This is a genomic window from Paraburkholderia caballeronis (assembly GCF_900104845.1).
Taxonomy (GTDB): Bacteria; Pseudomonadota; Gammaproteobacteria; order Burkholderiales; family Burkholderiaceae; genus Paraburkholderia; species Paraburkholderia caballeronis.
Genome location: NZ_FNSR01000001.1, coordinates 3,490,888 through 3,504,921 on the forward strand (window position 1 = coordinate 3,490,888; position 14,034 = coordinate 3,504,921).

The 14,034-nt window shown below is 70.5% G+C and carries 14 protein-coding genes; all 14 read right to left on the bottom strand.

Annotated features, from left to right (window positions below; translation table 11 throughout):
- Positions 1–32 precede the first annotated feature (32 nt).
- The gene (locus BLV92_RS15560; RefSeq protein ID WP_090546343.1) at positions 33–1,154 is read right to left on the bottom strand and encodes an aldose 1-epimerase; all 1,122 of its coding nucleotides are present in this window, start codon (positions 1,152–1,154) and stop codon (positions 33–35) included.
- Between the two features lie 336 nt (positions 1,155–1,490).
- Positions 1,491–2,396 carry an SMP-30/gluconolactonase/LRE family protein gene (locus tag BLV92_RS15565; RefSeq protein WP_090546345.1) on the bottom strand — a complete coding sequence of 302 codons (906 nt, stop codon included), beginning with the start codon at positions 2,394–2,396 and terminating at the stop codon, positions 1,491–1,493.
- Positions 2,393–3,193 carry an SDR family NAD(P)-dependent oxidoreductase gene (locus BLV92_RS15570; protein ID WP_090546347.1) on the bottom strand — a complete coding sequence of 267 codons (801 nt, stop codon included), beginning with the start codon at positions 3,191–3,193 and terminating at the stop codon, positions 2,393–2,395. Before BLV92_RS15570 ends, BLV92_RS15565 begins: the two co-directional genes overlap by 4 nt.
- 38 nt (positions 3,194–3,231) lie before the next feature.
- Positions 3,232–4,272 (bottom strand): L-arabinose ABC transporter permease AraH, encoded by a 1,041-nt coding sequence (gene araH / locus BLV92_RS15575; RefSeq protein WP_090546349.1) that lies wholly within the window; start codon positions 4,270–4,272, stop codon positions 3,232–3,234.
- A 35-nt stretch (positions 4,273–4,307) separates the two neighbouring features.
- Complete coding sequence (araG, locus tag BLV92_RS15580; protein WP_090546351.1) at positions 4,308–5,819, bottom strand: L-arabinose ABC transporter ATP-binding protein AraG; 1,512 nt, start codon at positions 5,817–5,819, stop codon at positions 4,308–4,310.
- A 112-nt stretch (positions 5,820–5,931) separates the two neighbouring features.
- Positions 5,932–6,930 carry an arabinose ABC transporter substrate-binding protein gene (locus BLV92_RS15585; RefSeq protein WP_090546353.1) on the bottom strand — a complete coding sequence of 333 codons (999 nt, stop codon included), beginning with the start codon at positions 6,928–6,930 and terminating at the stop codon, positions 5,932–5,934.
- A 153-nt stretch (positions 6,931–7,083) separates the two neighbouring features.
- Positions 7,084–7,866 carry an SDR family oxidoreductase gene (locus BLV92_RS15590; RefSeq protein ID WP_090546355.1) on the bottom strand — a complete coding sequence of 261 codons (783 nt, stop codon included), beginning with the start codon at positions 7,864–7,866 and terminating at the stop codon, positions 7,084–7,086.
- Positions 7,863–8,543 carry a 2-dehydro-3-deoxy-6-phosphogalactonate aldolase gene (locus tag BLV92_RS15595; protein ID WP_090546357.1) on the bottom strand — a complete coding sequence of 227 codons (681 nt, stop codon included), beginning with the start codon at positions 8,541–8,543 and terminating at the stop codon, positions 7,863–7,865. The genes BLV92_RS15590 and BLV92_RS15595 overlap by 4 nt, the downstream gene beginning before the upstream one ends.
- Before the next feature lie 77 nt (positions 8,544–8,620).
- A complete protein-coding gene (locus BLV92_RS15600) occupies positions 8,621–9,646 on the bottom strand; it encodes a 2-dehydro-3-deoxygalactonokinase (RefSeq protein ID WP_090546359.1) in 1,026 nt (341 codons plus the stop codon).
- A complete protein-coding gene (locus BLV92_RS15605) occupies positions 9,643–10,587 on the bottom strand; it encodes an IclR family transcriptional regulator (RefSeq protein WP_090546361.1) in 945 nt (314 codons plus the stop codon). Before BLV92_RS15605 ends, BLV92_RS15600 begins: the two co-directional genes overlap by 4 nt.
- Positions 10,588–10,617: 30 nt before the next feature.
- Positions 10,618–10,749, bottom strand: a complete 132-nt coding sequence (locus BLV92_RS32910) for a hypothetical protein (protein ID WP_256216037.1) — start codon at positions 10,747–10,749, stop codon at positions 10,618–10,620.
- A 324-nt stretch (positions 10,750–11,073) separates the two neighbouring features.
- On the bottom strand, positions 11,074–11,463 hold the full coding sequence (locus BLV92_RS15615) for a RidA family protein (RefSeq protein WP_090546365.1): 390 nt from the start codon (positions 11,461–11,463) through the stop codon (positions 11,074–11,076).
- Between the two features lie 120 nt (positions 11,464–11,583).
- On the bottom strand, positions 11,584–13,062 hold the full coding sequence (locus BLV92_RS15620; protein WP_090546367.1) for an N-acyl-D-amino-acid deacylase family protein: 1,479 nt from the start codon (positions 13,060–13,062) through the stop codon (positions 11,584–11,586).
- A 3-nt stretch (positions 13,063–13,065) separates the two neighbouring features.
- On the bottom strand, positions 13,066–13,977 hold the full coding sequence (locus BLV92_RS15625) for a MurR/RpiR family transcriptional regulator (RefSeq protein ID WP_090546369.1): 912 nt from the start codon (positions 13,975–13,977) through the stop codon (positions 13,066–13,068).
- Positions 13,978–14,034: the final 57 nt, after the last annotated feature.

Sequence of the window (14,034 nt, forward strand, 5' to 3'; positions counted from 1 at the left end):
GCCGCCCGCGTGCGCAGAGCGGCGGCGCGCGGTCAGCGCGCGCGGACGCCCTTCGCGGCGCGGCCGTCGCGCGCGCCGGCCCGCGACCGGCCCGGCCGGTGCACGCTCGCGGCCGCGCGCATGTCCATCCGCTCGACGGTGAAGTCGAACTGGCGGACCAGCCGCTCGCCGCGCGCGAGCGCGGTCATCCCGTGCGCGTCGCCGCCGCCGGGCATGTTGACCGCGTCGATCGGATGATCGACCGGCTCGAAGCAGAAGAAGTCCGCGTGCTGCGGCGTGTACAGCACGTAGTAGTCGGTGTCCGCGCTGATCGACAGCGACAGCCGCCGCCGCGCCCACACCACCGCCGCGCGCCCGCTCCAGCCGCTGAACGCGTGGTTCACCACGCTGTCCGGCAGCGGATACGCGACGCCGAACTGCCACGCGGGCGGCGCCGGCACGTGGCGCACCGGCAGCCAGTCGTCGCCGGACAGCCACAGGCCGCTCGCCGGCGCGGACAGTTCGGTGGACGCGTCGCGCGCGAGGAACGGATGCAGCCCGAGCCCGAACGGCATCGCGTCGCGGCCCGCGTTCTCGATTTCGAGCGTGACCGACAGCGTGGTGCCTTCGAGCGCATAGGTGAGCGCCGCGCGATACGCATACGGCGCGCCGTCGCTGCGGTCGAGCGCGAGCCGCACGCGCTCGCGCTCCGCGTGCTCGATCTGCCAGTGCGCGAGCCAGCCGTCGCCGTGGATCGGCAGCGGCTCGCACGCGCGGTTGCACGGCACGTCGATGTCGCGGCCGCCGAAGCGGAACCGGCCCCGGCCGATCCGGTTCGAATACGGCAGCAGCGGATAACACGCGAGTTCGTTCGGATCGGTGAGCGAACCCACGTGCTCGCAGCGGCGGAACACCGGTTCGAGCACGCCCTCGCTGCGCCAGTCGAAGCGCGTGAGGCCGCCGCCGAGCTGCGGCGCGACGTCGATGCGCAGATACGGATTCGCGAGCGTCACGCACGCGACCTCGCCGGTGTCCGCGCCGCCGATCGCGACGGCCGACGTGCTCGGCCCGGCGAGCACCGGATGCTGGCTGGCTTCGAGCCGCGCGCGGCGCGCGGCGGCGGGCGAGCCGGTGGAATGAGACGGATGACGCACTGCGGAATTCGCGACGCTCATATCGTGCTCCTTGTCGATGAGAGTGGGCGCTTTAGTACTTACGCTCATCTCATGCAAAGCTGAGAGGCATGGATGGTCGCCGCCGTCGACGGCGGCTCGTGGCCGGCCTGTTTGCACGCGACGATGCCGCGCGGACGGCCGCTTGTTCTGTGGTACTGGCGATGCCGACTGCTACCGACTGCGTCTGTTGCCGTACTGCAACGATCGACCCTCTGTCCGCGAAACCGGCGGGACCGCGCGCGCTGCGCGGCTGCCGTGTTGCGATGCCGACCTGCGTTGTCTCCTCGTGTACCTCGTACCTCGCGTACCGCATGAACCTCGCATACCCCACGCCGCTCAACCGCGCGGCGCGCCGGCGAACACCGGCTCCGGCAATCCGCGCCGGCCGACTTCGGCGGCGAATATGCCGCCCGCATGCGGATTGCCGGCGAGCGCAGCCGGACTCATCTCTTCACGCGCGCTCGTCACGTAGAGCGTCGTCAGCCGCGCACCGCCGAGCGTAACGCAGCTAGGCTGCGGCGTGGGAACGGTTACACGTTCGGTCTCGCGGCCCGACGCATCGTAGCGCACGACGCGCGCGCCGCCCCACTGCGCGTTCCACAGGCCGCCGTCCGCATCGACGGTCGAGCCGTCCGGCACGCCGTCCGCCTCCGCGAGCGCGACGAAGCGGCGGTCGTTCGCGATGCGGCCGTCCGCGCCGTAATCGCACGCGCGGATCTCGCGCCGCGGCGAATCGCAGTAGTACATCGTCGCGCCGTCCGGGCTGAACGCGATGCTGTTCGAGATCGCGGGCGCAGGCAGCGGCAGGCGTTCCAGCGACAGGTCGCGGTTCAGCCGGTAGAAGCCGCCGACAGCCGACAGCGGCGAGCCCTCGTCCTTCGTGCCGAACACGAAGCGGCCCTGGCGATCGCAACGGCCGTCGTTCACGCGCGTGTTCAGGTCCGGCTCGATCTCGACGAGCGGGTCGATCCGCCCGCTGTCCAGATCGAAGAACGCGAGCCGCGATGCGAGCCCGAGCAGCAGTAGTCGCGGGTCGTCGCACAGCGCGAACGTCGCGAGCCGCTCCGGCATCGGCCATCCTTCGCGCGAACCGTCGGACGGATCGTAGCGCCACAGCCGCGCGCCTTCGATATCGACCCAGTACAGCCGGCCCGTGCGCGCACACCACGTCGCGCCCTCGCCGAGCGCGTTGCGCGCATCGACCGCCAGCGTCGCTTCCGTATTGCCGCTCACGCCGCTCATGCCCAGCCTCCATCGACGACGATGTCCTGCGCGGTGATCATCCCGCTGTCGTCGGCCGCGAGGAACAGCGCCATCCGCGCGAGATCGGCGGGCAGCAGTTCCGCGTCGATCAACTGGCCTTCCTTCAGCGCGCGCCGGCCGGCGTCGTCGAGCCACAGCCGCTTCTGCTTGTCCGTCATCACCCAGCCCGGCACCAGCGTGTTCACCCGCACGCCATACGCGCCGAGTTCGCGCGCGAGCCCGCGCGTCAAACCCTGCACCGCCGACTTGCTCATCACGTACACCGGGTACCCGGCGTTCTTCAGCATCCAGCTGATCGAGCCGAGATTGATGATCGAGCCGGCGCGCGCGGCCTTCATGTCTCCGGCAACCGCCTGCGCGGCGAACAGCTGATGCCGCACGTTCACCGCGATGCCCGCGTCGAACGATTCGGGCGTCACCTCCGCGAGCGCGTGGCGGCGGTCGTTCGCCGCGTTGTTCACGAGCACTTCGACCGGGCCGAGCGCGGACTTCACGTCCGCGACCGCCGCGCGCAGCGCGTCGACGTCGGTCAGGTCGCACGGCACGAACAGCGGCGCGTGGCGCAGGTCGCCGAGCGCGTCCGCGAGCGCGGTGCCGGCGCTTGTGTCGATATCGACGAACGCGACGCGCGCGCCCTGCGCCGCGAAATGCTCGACGAACGACGCGCCGATCCCGGTCGCGCCGCCGGTGATCAGCACGACGCGATCGACGAGGCTCGGATAACGCGCGAACCGCTGATGGGCGGCGTCGCGCTGCACGTTTTCTGGAGACGGCATCGTCCGGTTCCTTTCGGTTGCTGCGGTCGGCGCGCCGCTCAGTCGCGCGCGCCGCGGTTCTTCAACTGGTCGAGCAGCACCGCCGCGAGCAGGATCGCGCCGCGCACGAGGTACTGGTAAAACGCGTCGATATTCAGCAGGTTCATCACGTTCTCGACGGTGCCCATGATCAGCACGCCGATCACGACGCCGGAGATCGTCGCGCGCCCGCCGAGCAGCGACACGCCGCCGAGCACGCACGCGGAGATCACGTTCAGCTCGAAACCTTCGGCCGCGTTCGGCTGGCCCGACGTGATCCGCGACGCGAGGATGACGCCCGCGAGCGCGGTCACCGCGCCCTGGATCAGGAAGATCCACACGCGCGTGCGCTCCACGTTGATCCCCGCGAGCCGCGACGCCTCCGGGTTGCCGCCGATCGCGAGCGTGTTGCGCCCGTAGACCGTGTGGTTCAGCATCACGCCGAACACGATGAAGCAGACCAGCGTGACCCAGATCGGCAGCGACACGCCGAAGAACGACGTGACGCCGAGTTCGATGAACGTGTCCGACGACACGCCGACCGCCTGGCCGTGCGACACGATGAACCCGAGGCCGCGCACGATCTCCATCGTCGCGAGCGTCGTAATGAGCGCGTTGATCCGCAGATACGCGATCACCGCGCCGTTCACGAAGCCGATCGCCGCGCCGGCCGCGACCGCCGCGATGATCGCGATGAACGTGTTGTCGGTCGCGTTCAGCACCATCGCGCACAGCACGCCCGCGAACGCGACCGTCGAGCCGACCGACAGGTCGAAGTCGCGCGACGCGAGGCAGAACATCATCGTGCACGCGACCATGCCGATCTGCGAGATCGACAGCGCGAGGCCGAGCATGTTCTCGATCGAGAAGAAATGGTCGACCGTCAGCGACATCGTCACGAACATGATCGCGAAGATCACGATCAGGCTGTATTCGGTGATCTGCTGCCACCACTTCTGGCGATCGCTGGTGCTCGGGACCAGCGCGTCGGCCGCGTTGTGCGCGACGCCCTGCGCGACGTTCTTCGCCGCCTCGGCCGCGAGGTTTTCTCTAGCTTGCATTTGTCGTCACTCCTCCGGTGTGCTGCTGTTTCCCGCTATGCCGCCTGCGCGTGCGAACGCTGCGGCAGCGCGAGATCGAGCACCGCGTGCTCGCTCGCCGCGCTGCGCGGCAACTCGCCCGCGATGCGGCCTTCGCGCATCACGACGATGCGGTCCGACACGCCGAGCACTTCCGGCAGTTCCGACGACACCATCACGATCGCGCAGCCGCGCGCGGCCAGTTGATAGATCACGTTGTAGATTTCGTGTTTCGCGCCGACGTCGATGCCGCGCGTCGGCTCGTCGAGAATCACGACCTTCAGGTCCGGCTCCGCGAGCCAGCGCGACAGGATCGCCTTCTGCTGGTTGCCGCCCGACAGGAAGCGGATCTTCTGGCGGCGGCTCGGCGTGCGGATCTTCAGGAGCTTGATGAAGCGGTCCGCCGTCTCGGCCTCCTTGCGGCGGTCGAGGAACATCCCCGCGCGCAGGAAGTGCCGGCGGCAACTGATGTTGATGTTCTCGGACACCGACGCGATCGCGATGATGCCCTGCTCCTTGCGGTCCTCCGGACACAGCACGATGCCGTGGCGGATCGCCTCGCCCGCGCTCCTCACGCGGATCGGCTTGCCGTCCAGCGCCAGTTCGCCCGCGCGTTTCCTGCGCGCGCCGTAGATCAGCTGCATCAGCTCGCTGCGCCCCGCGCCGACGAGCCCGAAAAAGCCGACGATCTCGCCCGCGCGCACGTCGAAGCTCGCCGGCTCCGCGAGCGGATGCCCTTCCACGCCGCGCACCGACAGCCGCACGTCGCCCGTCTCGCGCGGCGTGTAGTTGTAGATGTCGGTGATCTCGCGGCCGACCATCTCGGCGACGAGCGTTTCGCGCTTCACGCCGTCGAGCGTGTCGTGCGACGCGATCTTGCGGCCGTCGCGGAAAATCGTGCACGCGTCGCACAGTTCGTAGATCTCGTCCATCCGGTGCGAGATGTAGATCAGGGCGCGCTGGTCCGCGCGCAGTTCGCGCACGAGCTTGAACAGCACTTCGGTTTCGCGGTGCGACAGCGAACTGGTCGGCTCGTCGAGCGCGATCACGCGCGCGTTGCGCAACAGCGCCTTGCAGATCTCGACCATTTGCCGCTGCGCGATCGACAGCTTGCGCAGCTTCGCGGCCGGGTCGAGGTCGACGCCCATCGCCGCGAGCCGCTCGCGCACGAACTGCCGCGCCTCGCGCCGGCGCACCCAGCCGAACGCGTTCGGCAGCGCGCCGAGCAGCAGGTTCTCCGCCACCGTCAGATCCGGCACGTACTGCAGTTCCTGGTGGATCACCGCGACGCCCGCGCCGATCGACGCCGCCGCATCCGGAAAACGCACCTCGTTGCCGTCGATCAGGATGCGGCCCGAGTCCGGCTGGTACTCGCCGCCGAGGATCTTCAGCAGCGTGGACTTGCCCGCGCCGTTCTCGCCCATCAGCCCATGCACCTGGCCGGCCTGCACGTCGAACGACACGCCCTCCAGCGCACGCACGCCGGGGAACACCTTGCCGATATTGTCAAAACGCAGCGTCGCTGACACTTCGGTTTCCTCTCATTCAAATCCACTGCGGCCGCGCGGCCCGCTTTGCATCATTTCGCAACGCACGCTCCCGCCCGTGCGCGCGAAGCCGGCCGCGCGGCCGGCACGGCGCTTACTTCGACGCGAGGCCCATCTGCTCGCGCACCTGGCCCACGTTGTCACGCGTCGCGAGCATGCCGGTCGTCAGCGTGAGCTTCGGCGGCTCCTTGCCCTGCGTGATCCACGCGTACATCAGGTCGGAGGTTTCCTCGCCGTGGCGCTTCGGGCTGATGATGACGGTGCCGTAGAAGCCGGTCGGCTCGGGCTTCTTGAACTCGTTCAGCGCCGAGTCCGAGCCGCCGATACCGATGCCGATCATGTTGTCGGCCTTGAAGCCGCGCCCCTCGGCCGCGCGCACCGCGCCGAGCACCGCCTCGTCGTTCAGGCCGTACGCCACCCAGTGCTTGAACTGCGGGTTCTTCGTCAGCGCGATGTTCGCCGCGTTGAACGCGTTCTCCGTGTCGGTCTTGGCCTGCGGCGCGGCGATCACGTTCGCCTTCGGGAAACCCGCGGCGACGAGCGCGTCGGTCGCGCCGGCCGTGCGGTCGTGCGCGGTCGGCAACTGCTCGTAGGTCACGTCGATCGCGCCGACTTCCTTCATGTCCCAGCCGCGCTTCTTGATCTCGGCCGCGATCCCGTCGCCGGCCTGCTTGCCGATGTTGTACGCGGAGATGCCCATGTGCGGGACCGCCTCGATCGGCTTGCCGGAGCCGTCGACGAGACGGTCGTCCACCGTCATCATCTTCAGCTTGTCGGCCTTCGCCTTCGCGACGATGCCCGGTCCGAGCTTCACGTCTGGCGTGCAGATGATGAAACCCTGCGCCTTCTGCGCGGCGAGGTTGTCGATCGCGCTCATCACCTTCTCGCCGGACGGCGCGCCGATCTTCACGAGCGTGAAGCCGTTCTGCTTCGCGGCGATTTCCGCGAACTTCCACTCGTCCTGGAACCACGGCTCCTCGGGCTGCTTGACGAGAAAGCCGATCTTCACCGGATCGGCGGCCTGCGCGATCGGCGCGTGGCACAGCACAGTCGCGGCGGCAGCGGCGAGCGTAAGGAAGATTCTTCGTTGCATGGTGCGTGTCTCCTGTCTCTTCGGTAACGGAAGGTCTCGGCCGCTTCTTGTTGTCTTCCTCGCGGCGCGCGCGGCCGGCGCGCCGTCGGATTGCTGCTTGATCGGGTGACTGCGTCCGCGCGCGTCGCCGCGCGGCGGGTGCTGCGCCGGCGGTCAGTCGTGATACAGCGCGGTCCGGCCGCCGTCGATCGTGATGCACGTCGCGTTGATGAACGGCGCCTCGTCCGACGCGAGGAACACCGCGGTCATCGCGACTTCGTCCGGCCGGCCGATCCGCTTCATCGGCGCAAGCGCGAGCGTCTGCGCGCGCGCCGCGTCCGGGTCCGGCTGGCTGTCCCACCAGTCGCGCGTCAGTTGCGTCTCGACGTAACCCGGCGCGATCGCGTTCACGCGCACGTTGCGCGGCGCGTATTCGATGCCGAGCGCGCGCGTGAGCCCGAGCACGCCGTGTTTCGCGACCGGGTACGGAAAGCAGCCCGGAATGATCTGGAACGCGTGCGTCGACGCGATGTTCACGATGCTGCCCGCGCCGCGCTCGACCATGCCGGGCAACACCGCGCGGCAGCCGTTCCACACGCCGTCCAGATCGACCGCGAAACAGCGGCGCCAGTCGTCGTCGGTCATCGTCAGCGGATCGCAGAACACGTTGATCCCCGCGTTGTTCACCAGCACGTCGAGCGGCCCGAACGCGCGCTCCGCCTCGGCGACTGCCGCGCGCACCGACTCCGGCTTCGTCACGTCGGTCTCGACCGCCAGCACCGGCGCCGACAGGCCGTGCGCGGCGTCGATCTCGCGCGCGGTCGCCCGCGCCGCGTCGCCGTCGAGTTCCGCGAGCACCACCGCCGCGCCCTGGCCGGCGAACGCGTGCGCGATCGCCGCGCCGATCCCGCGTCCGGCGCCGGTGACGAGCGCGACCTTGCCGGCGAGCCGGTTCACCGCTTCACTCCCTTCAGCGCGATGCGCCAGCCGTTCACGAACGCGTCCGCGTGCGAGCGGGTCGCCGCCGCGTCCTGACCCGGCTTGTACAGCGCGGAGCCGAGGCCGAAGCCGCTCGCGCCGGCCGCGAGGAACGGTCCCATGTTGTCCGGCTGGATGCCGCCGACCGGCAGCAGCGGCACCTGCACCGGGAACACCGCGCGCCACGCCTTCAGAACCGCCGGCCCCAGCTGCTCGGCCGGGAACATCTTCAGGCCGTCCGCGCCGTGCTTGAGCGCGGCGAACGCCTCGGTCGGCGTCGCGACGCCGGGCACGCACGCGAGCCCTTCGCGCTTCGCGGCGACGATCACGTCGAGGTCCGCGTGCGGCATCACGATCAGGTTGCCGCCGGCCTGCTTCACGTCGAGCACGCGCGCGGGCGTCAGCACCGTGCCGGCGCCGACCAGCGCGTCGGCCGGCAGCGCCGCGCGCAGCGCCGCGATGCTGTCGAGCGGCTGCGGCGAATTCAGCGGCACCTCCACGATCCTGAAACCCGCGTCGTACAGCGCATGGCCGTGCGCGACCGCGTCCGCCGGCGTCACGCCGCGCAGGATCGCGATCATCCGGCACGCGTCGAACGCGGCCATCAGGCCCGCATGCGGCTGGTACGGCGCGGGCAGGTTCGGTTCGTCTTGCATCTCGTGTGTCCTCTGTTGCATGTCCGTTGTCGATCGTGCGTTCGCGGGCCTCGCGCCGCGCAGGCGCCAGACCGGCGTCAGGCCGGCTTCACCAGGCCGGCCCGCACCGCGATGTTCCACAGCCCGCGCTCGGTCGCGTGGCGCACCGTCTGCGCATTCACGCAGCCGAACTGCGCGAGCGCGGTGCGGTAGCGTTCGCACAGCGCGTCGGCGCCGATCAGCTTCGGCGCGCTCGCGCGCAGCGCCAGGCCGCGCCGCGCGAGCACCGCGTCCAGCCCCGCGAGTTCGTGGCCGATCAGCAGGCCGGACAGATAGTCCGGCTGCTCGTCGGCCGCGAGCTGTCCCGTCAGTCCGAGCGTGCGCACGCTGAACGCCGTCGCGAGCAGCCCGGCCGCGCCGTGCTCGCGCGCGACCGTCACGCCGCGTGCGAACGCGGCGGCGTCCGGCGCGGCCGGCAGCGTCATCGTGCGGCCGAGGATCGTGTGCCCGGTCAGCGCCGCGTACACCTCGCCGGTCATGAACGTGTAGAAACGCTCGATGCGCCCGTCCTCGACCACCACCCACTTCGCGTGCGTGCCGGGCAGGCCGATCAGCGCCGACTGCGGCACGGCCGGCGCGCCCGCGTCTCCATCGCCCGCTTCCAGCGCGCCGACGATCTGGGTTTCCTCGCCGCGCATCACGTTCGGCAGCGCGCCCGGCTCCAGCACGCCGGGCACGACCGCGATCGACAGCCCGCGCGCGGTGCTCACCCGCACGACCGCCGCCGCGAGCGCCTCGGCGCTCGCCGGCGTCTCGATGTACGGCGCCTGCACCCAGCCCTGCGCGCTGCCGACCATGCCGGCCGCGATCGCCGGCAGACCCGGCGACGCCGCGAGCCACGCGCCGCACGCGTCGTCGAACGCCGCGTCGAAACCGCCGTCCTCCGGCGCGCTCGGCAGATTCATGATCCCGGCCGCCGATGTATGGGCCGCGAGCACCTCGCCCGCCGCGCCGAACAGGTACGCGCGCAACGACGTCGTGCCCCAGTCGAGCGCGATCAGCGCGGGCGCCGATGCCGCGCCGGCGACTTCCGCCGCGGACGGCGACGCATCGCGCGCCTTCATCGGCGAATCCTGCGCGCGACCGGCTGCGGCGCGCGCCAGCCGAGTTCCAGCGAGATCGCGCGCGCTTCGTGCTGCACGACCGGAATCAGTTCGTCCATCCGTTCGAGCGGCATGTACGGAATCGTGCTCGCGACCGACAGCGCCGCGACGATCGCGCCGGACGCGTCGCGCACCGGCGCGGCGACGCAGCGGATCGAAATTTCGTTCTCTTCGAGATCGAACGTGTAGCCGCCCGCCGCGTAGGTCGTCATCCGCTTCAGGAACGCATCGGGGTCCGGATGATGGTCGGGCTTGAAACTCGCGCCCGCGAGCGTGCGGCGCGACGCGTCGTACAGCTTGCGCCACGCGTCCGGCGCGAGGTCGAGCATCATCGCCTTGCCGATGCCGGTCGACGCGAGCGGCATCCGGTGGCCGACCCGCGAGCGCATTTCGAGGCCGCGCTGGCCGGGAATCTTGTCGATGTACAGCACGTCGTCGCCGTCGCGCACGCCGAGGTGGATCGTGTCGCGCGTGTGGTCCGCGAGGGCTTCGAGATGCGCGCGCGCCACCGCCGTGAGCGGCATCTGTTCGAGCGCGATCGTGCCGAGTTCGATCAGCTTCGGACCGAGCAGGTAGCCGCCCTGCACCTGGCGCAGATAACGCGCCTGCACGAGGCTGCTGACGAGACGGTGCGTGGTGCTGCGCGTGGTGCCGAGCACCGCGCCGAACGAACGGAGATCGCGCACGCCGGCGGCCGCGGCTTCGAGGATCGCGAGGCCGCGCAGCAGCGTCTGCGTGCCGGCCTGCTGCGGCGAGCCGTCGAGCAGCGTGCCGGGCTGGACGATCTCGTCCGCGGCGGGCTGCGCATCCGGCTGCGCGGCGACGGGGATCGCGCCGTTGGTGGCGGGCGCGACAGCCGGCGACCGGGGTTGACTTGCGTGCTGGGGCATCGCCTTGGTCATGGTCTGGAGCGTGGGAGGGGGCGGAGCGCGTCAGTGCGAGAACGCGAAGTCGCAATGCGTGCGATGCGTGCGACCGGCGCCGCCGATGCGGCGGGAACGTTGCGCGACCCGCTGGTGCGCGGGCGGGCGGCCGTGCGCGGCCCGCGTTGCAAGCTCGAACATGACGGTTGTCTCCGTGTCGATCCCGGCTTCGTCGTCCGTCACGCGGACGGCGGCCGGCATTCGCCTTGATGTGCCTGCCGTCTCGCGGATGCGCGTTGCACGTCCGCTGCGGCTCGTTGGTCCGGATTGTAGGTCGGTTCTTCGTCATCCTCCAATATGTGAATGACGTGCTCATATATTGGGAATTGAGCGTCCGGGCGCAAAAAAGCCGCCGGGGAACGGCGGCTGGGGCGCGCGGCGGCAAAGGCCGCGCGGGGCGGCACCCGCAGGGTCGAAGCGGCCAAAGCGGCGCGCAGCCGGCGCGGCGGCCGGCTGCGCGCGGGGTTACTTGCCCGCGGGCGCCTTGTACGCGACGCAGTCGACTTCGACCTTGCAGTCGACGACCATGCTCGACTGCACGCACGCGCGCGCCGGCGGATGATCGCCGAAGTATTCGCGGAACACCTTGTTGAACGACGCGAAGTCGCGCGCGTCGTCGAGCCACACGCCGCAGCGCACGACGTGCTCCGCGCCGTAACCCGCTTCGTTCAGGATCGCGAACAGGTTCTGGATCGCCTTGTGCGACTGCGCGACGATCCCGCCGTCCACCACTTCGCCCGCTTCCATCGGGGTCTGGCCGGACACGTACAGCCAGCCGTCGGCCTCGACCGCGCGCGCGAACGGCAGATGCTGTCCGCCCTGGCCCTTGCCGCCTTCCACTCCATATCGCTTCATCGTTTTGCTCCTTGCTGGTTCGTTCATGGCGCGCCGCGCGACCACCACGTTATCGCCGCGCGCTTCGGGTCGAAAAGAATGAGGGCCGCCGCCGTGGCCGCAACCGGGCGGCGGCCGGGTTCAGAACGCGGCCGCGTCGCCGCCGGCCGGCGCGCCGCGCGGCACGAAGCGGCCCGCGCGCCCGCCGGTCGCCGCGCCGTCGCGGTACGACAGCACGCCGTTCACCCACACCGCGTCGATGCCGTCCGCGACCTGCTGCGGGTGGTCGAACGTCGCGGTGTCGCGCACCGTCGCCGGGTCGAACAGCACGAGGTCCGCGTGCCAGCCGATGCGGATCTCGCCGCGCTGCGCGATGCCGAAGCGCCGTGCGGACAGGCTCGTCATCTTGCGGATCGCCTCTTCGAGCGGGAGCAGCGCGACGTCGCGCGCATAGTGGCCGAGCACGCGCGGAAACGCGCCCCACAGCCGCGGATGCGGCAGCGGATCGTTCGGCAGCCCGTCCGAGCCGACCATCGTCGCCGGATGCGACAGGATCCGGCGCACGTCGTCCTCGGACATGTTGTGATAAACCGCGCCGGCCGGCTGTAGCCGCTGCGCGGCTTCCTGCTGCGACACGCCCCAGTCGGCGGCGATGTCCTTGATGAGCTTGCCGGCCTGCTCCGGATGCGGCGTGGACCACGTGATCGTGATGTCGATGTCGCCCGTCACCTGCTTCAGGTCGAGCGTCGACGAGCTGCGGCTGTACGGATAACAGTCGCAGCCGACCGGCTGATAACCGCGCGCGCCTTCGAGCGACGCGAGCACCTCGGTGCTGCGCCCCCAGTTCGACGGCCCCGCGCACTTCAGATGCGAGATCACCACCGGCACGCGCGCATGGCGGCCGACGCGGTACGCCTCGTCCATCGCGTCGAGGATCGCGTCGAACTCGGTGCGCATGTGCGTCGTGTACAGCGCGCCGGCGGCCGCGAGCGGCTCCGCGAGCGCCATCACCTCTTCGGTCGGCGCGGCGTTGGCGGACGCATACGCGAGCCCGCTGCTCAGGCCGAGCGCGCCGTGCGCGAGCGCGTCTTCGAGCTGCGCGCGCATCGCGGCGATCTCGTCGGCGGTCGCCGCGCGGGCGAGCGAGTCGAGGTGGTTGCTGCGCAGCGCGGTATGGCCGATCAGCGCGCCGACGTTCACCGCCGGCTGCGCGGCGTTCACCGCGTCGACGTAGGCGGAAAAGGTCGGGTAGCGAAACGCGTCGCGCTCGCCGAGCAGGTTCATCGGATCGGGCGGGTCGCCCGCGAGCGTCACCGGCGACGCGCTGATCCCGCAGTTGCCGACGACCACCGTCGTCACGCCCTGGCTGATCTTCGGCAGCATCTGCGGCGAACGGATCACGTGCGTGTCGTCGTGCGTGTGCACGTCGATGAAACCCGGCGCGAGCGCGCGGCCGCCCGCCTCGACCACCTGCTCGGCGAGCCAGTTCGACAGGTTGCCGATCGCGACGATGCGGCCGCCGCGCAGCGCGACGTCGCGTTCGAGCGGCGGCGCGCCGCTGCCGTCGTAAAGCTGCGCGCCGACGATCAGCGTGTCGGCGGCTTCCGGATGCGAATGCATGGATCAGTCTCCCAGCGGTTGGCGCTCGCCGCCGCCTCGGTGCGCGTCGAGCGTATGCTTCATGCGGCGCAGCAGTTCGCGGCTTTCGTCCGGCTGACTGAGCGCGAGTTCGGTGACGAGCACGTCGAGCGCCATCATCATCGCGTAGCGGGACGACGACGGCTTGTAGATGAAATCGGTCTCGCTCGCGACGATGGGCAGGAGCCAGTCGGCGAGGGCGGCGAGCGGCGACGCGGGCGCGGTCAGTGCGATCACGGTCGCGCCGTAGTCGCGCGCGATGCGGCACGCATCGAGCAATTCCGGCACCCGGCCGCTGATCGACAGCACGACGATCACGCAGTCGCGCGACACGGTGCTCGCGACCATCCGCTGCAGCAGGCTGTCCTGGTACGATGCGACGGGACGGCCGAGCCGCACGAGCCGGAAGCGCAGTTCGTCCGCGAGCGCGGTCGAGCCGCCGCCGAGGCCGAACGCGTAGATCATCCGCGCGTCGCGCAGCGCGGCGGCGGCCTGCGCGACCGGCGCCTGGCACAGCAGTTCGTGGTTGCGCGCGAGCGCGGCGTGCACCTCGTCGAACACGCGCGTCGCGAGCGGCTCGGGCGCGCCCGGCGCGGGCGGCGCGCTGGCGCGCAGGAACCGCTGGCCGACCGCCGCCGCCTGTGCGAGCCGCAGCTTCAGTTCGCGCACGTCGAGGCAGCCGACGGCCTTCGCAAAACGCGTGACGGTCGCGATACTGACGCCTGCGCGCTCCGCCAGTTCGCCGATCGGCGCGCGCGCGGCCTGCACGAGATCGTCGAGGATCAGCGCGGCGACCTGGCGCTCGGCCGGCCGGAGGCCTGGCGCGCATTCGGTGATGCGTGCCACGATATCGAAATTGACAGCGTCGAGACTGACGGGTCCGGCAGCGGTGTTCATGGGCAGGCGGGGGTCGCCGGAGCAACGCGGCGAGTTTTTGTTAAAAAATAACATTTC

Excerpts from the sequence above, each read along its gene's own strand:
- BLV92_RS15560 (WP_090546343.1), bottom strand. The coding sequence starts at position 1,154 with ATGAGCGTCGCGAATTCCGCAGTGCGTCATCCGTCTCATTCCACCGGC.
- BLV92_RS15565 (WP_090546345.1), bottom strand. The coding sequence starts at position 2,396 with ATGAGCGGCGTGAGCGGCAATACGGAAGCGACGCTGGCGGTCGATGCG.
- BLV92_RS15570 (WP_090546347.1), bottom strand. The coding sequence starts at position 3,193 with ATGCCGTCTCCAGAAAACGTGCAGCGCGACGCCGCCCATCAGCGGTTC.
- araH (WP_090546349.1), bottom strand. The coding sequence starts at position 4,272 with ATGCAAGCTAGAGAAAACCTCGCGGCCGAGGCGGCGAAGAACGTCGCG.
- BLV92_RS15585 (WP_090546353.1), bottom strand. The coding sequence starts at position 6,930 with ATGCAACGAAGAATCTTCCTTACGCTCGCCGCTGCCGCCGCGACTGTG.
- BLV92_RS15595 (WP_090546357.1), bottom strand. The coding sequence starts at position 8,543 with ATGCAAGACGAACCGAACCTGCCCGCGCCGTACCAGCCGCATGCGGGC.
- BLV92_RS15600 (WP_090546359.1), bottom strand. The coding sequence starts at position 9,646 with ATGAAGGCGCGCGATGCGTCGCCGTCCGCGGCGGAAGTCGCCGGCGCG.
- BLV92_RS15605 (WP_090546361.1), bottom strand. The coding sequence starts at position 10,587 with ATGACCAAGGCGATGCCCCAGCACGCAAGTCAACCCCGGTCGCCGGCT.
- BLV92_RS32910 (WP_256216037.1), bottom strand. The coding sequence starts at position 10,749 with ATGTTCGAGCTTGCAACGCGGGCCGCGCACGGCCGCCCGCCCGCGCAC.
- BLV92_RS15615 (WP_090546365.1), bottom strand. The coding sequence starts at position 11,463 with ATGAAGCGATATGGAGTGGAAGGCGGCAAGGGCCAGGGCGGACAGCAT.
- BLV92_RS15620 (WP_090546367.1), bottom strand. The coding sequence starts at position 13,062 with ATGCATTCGCATCCGGAAGCCGCCGACACGCTGATCGTCGGCGCGCAG.
- BLV92_RS15625 (WP_090546369.1), bottom strand. The coding sequence starts at position 13,977 with ATGAACACCGCTGCCGGACCCGTCAGTCTCGACGCTGTCAATTTCGAT.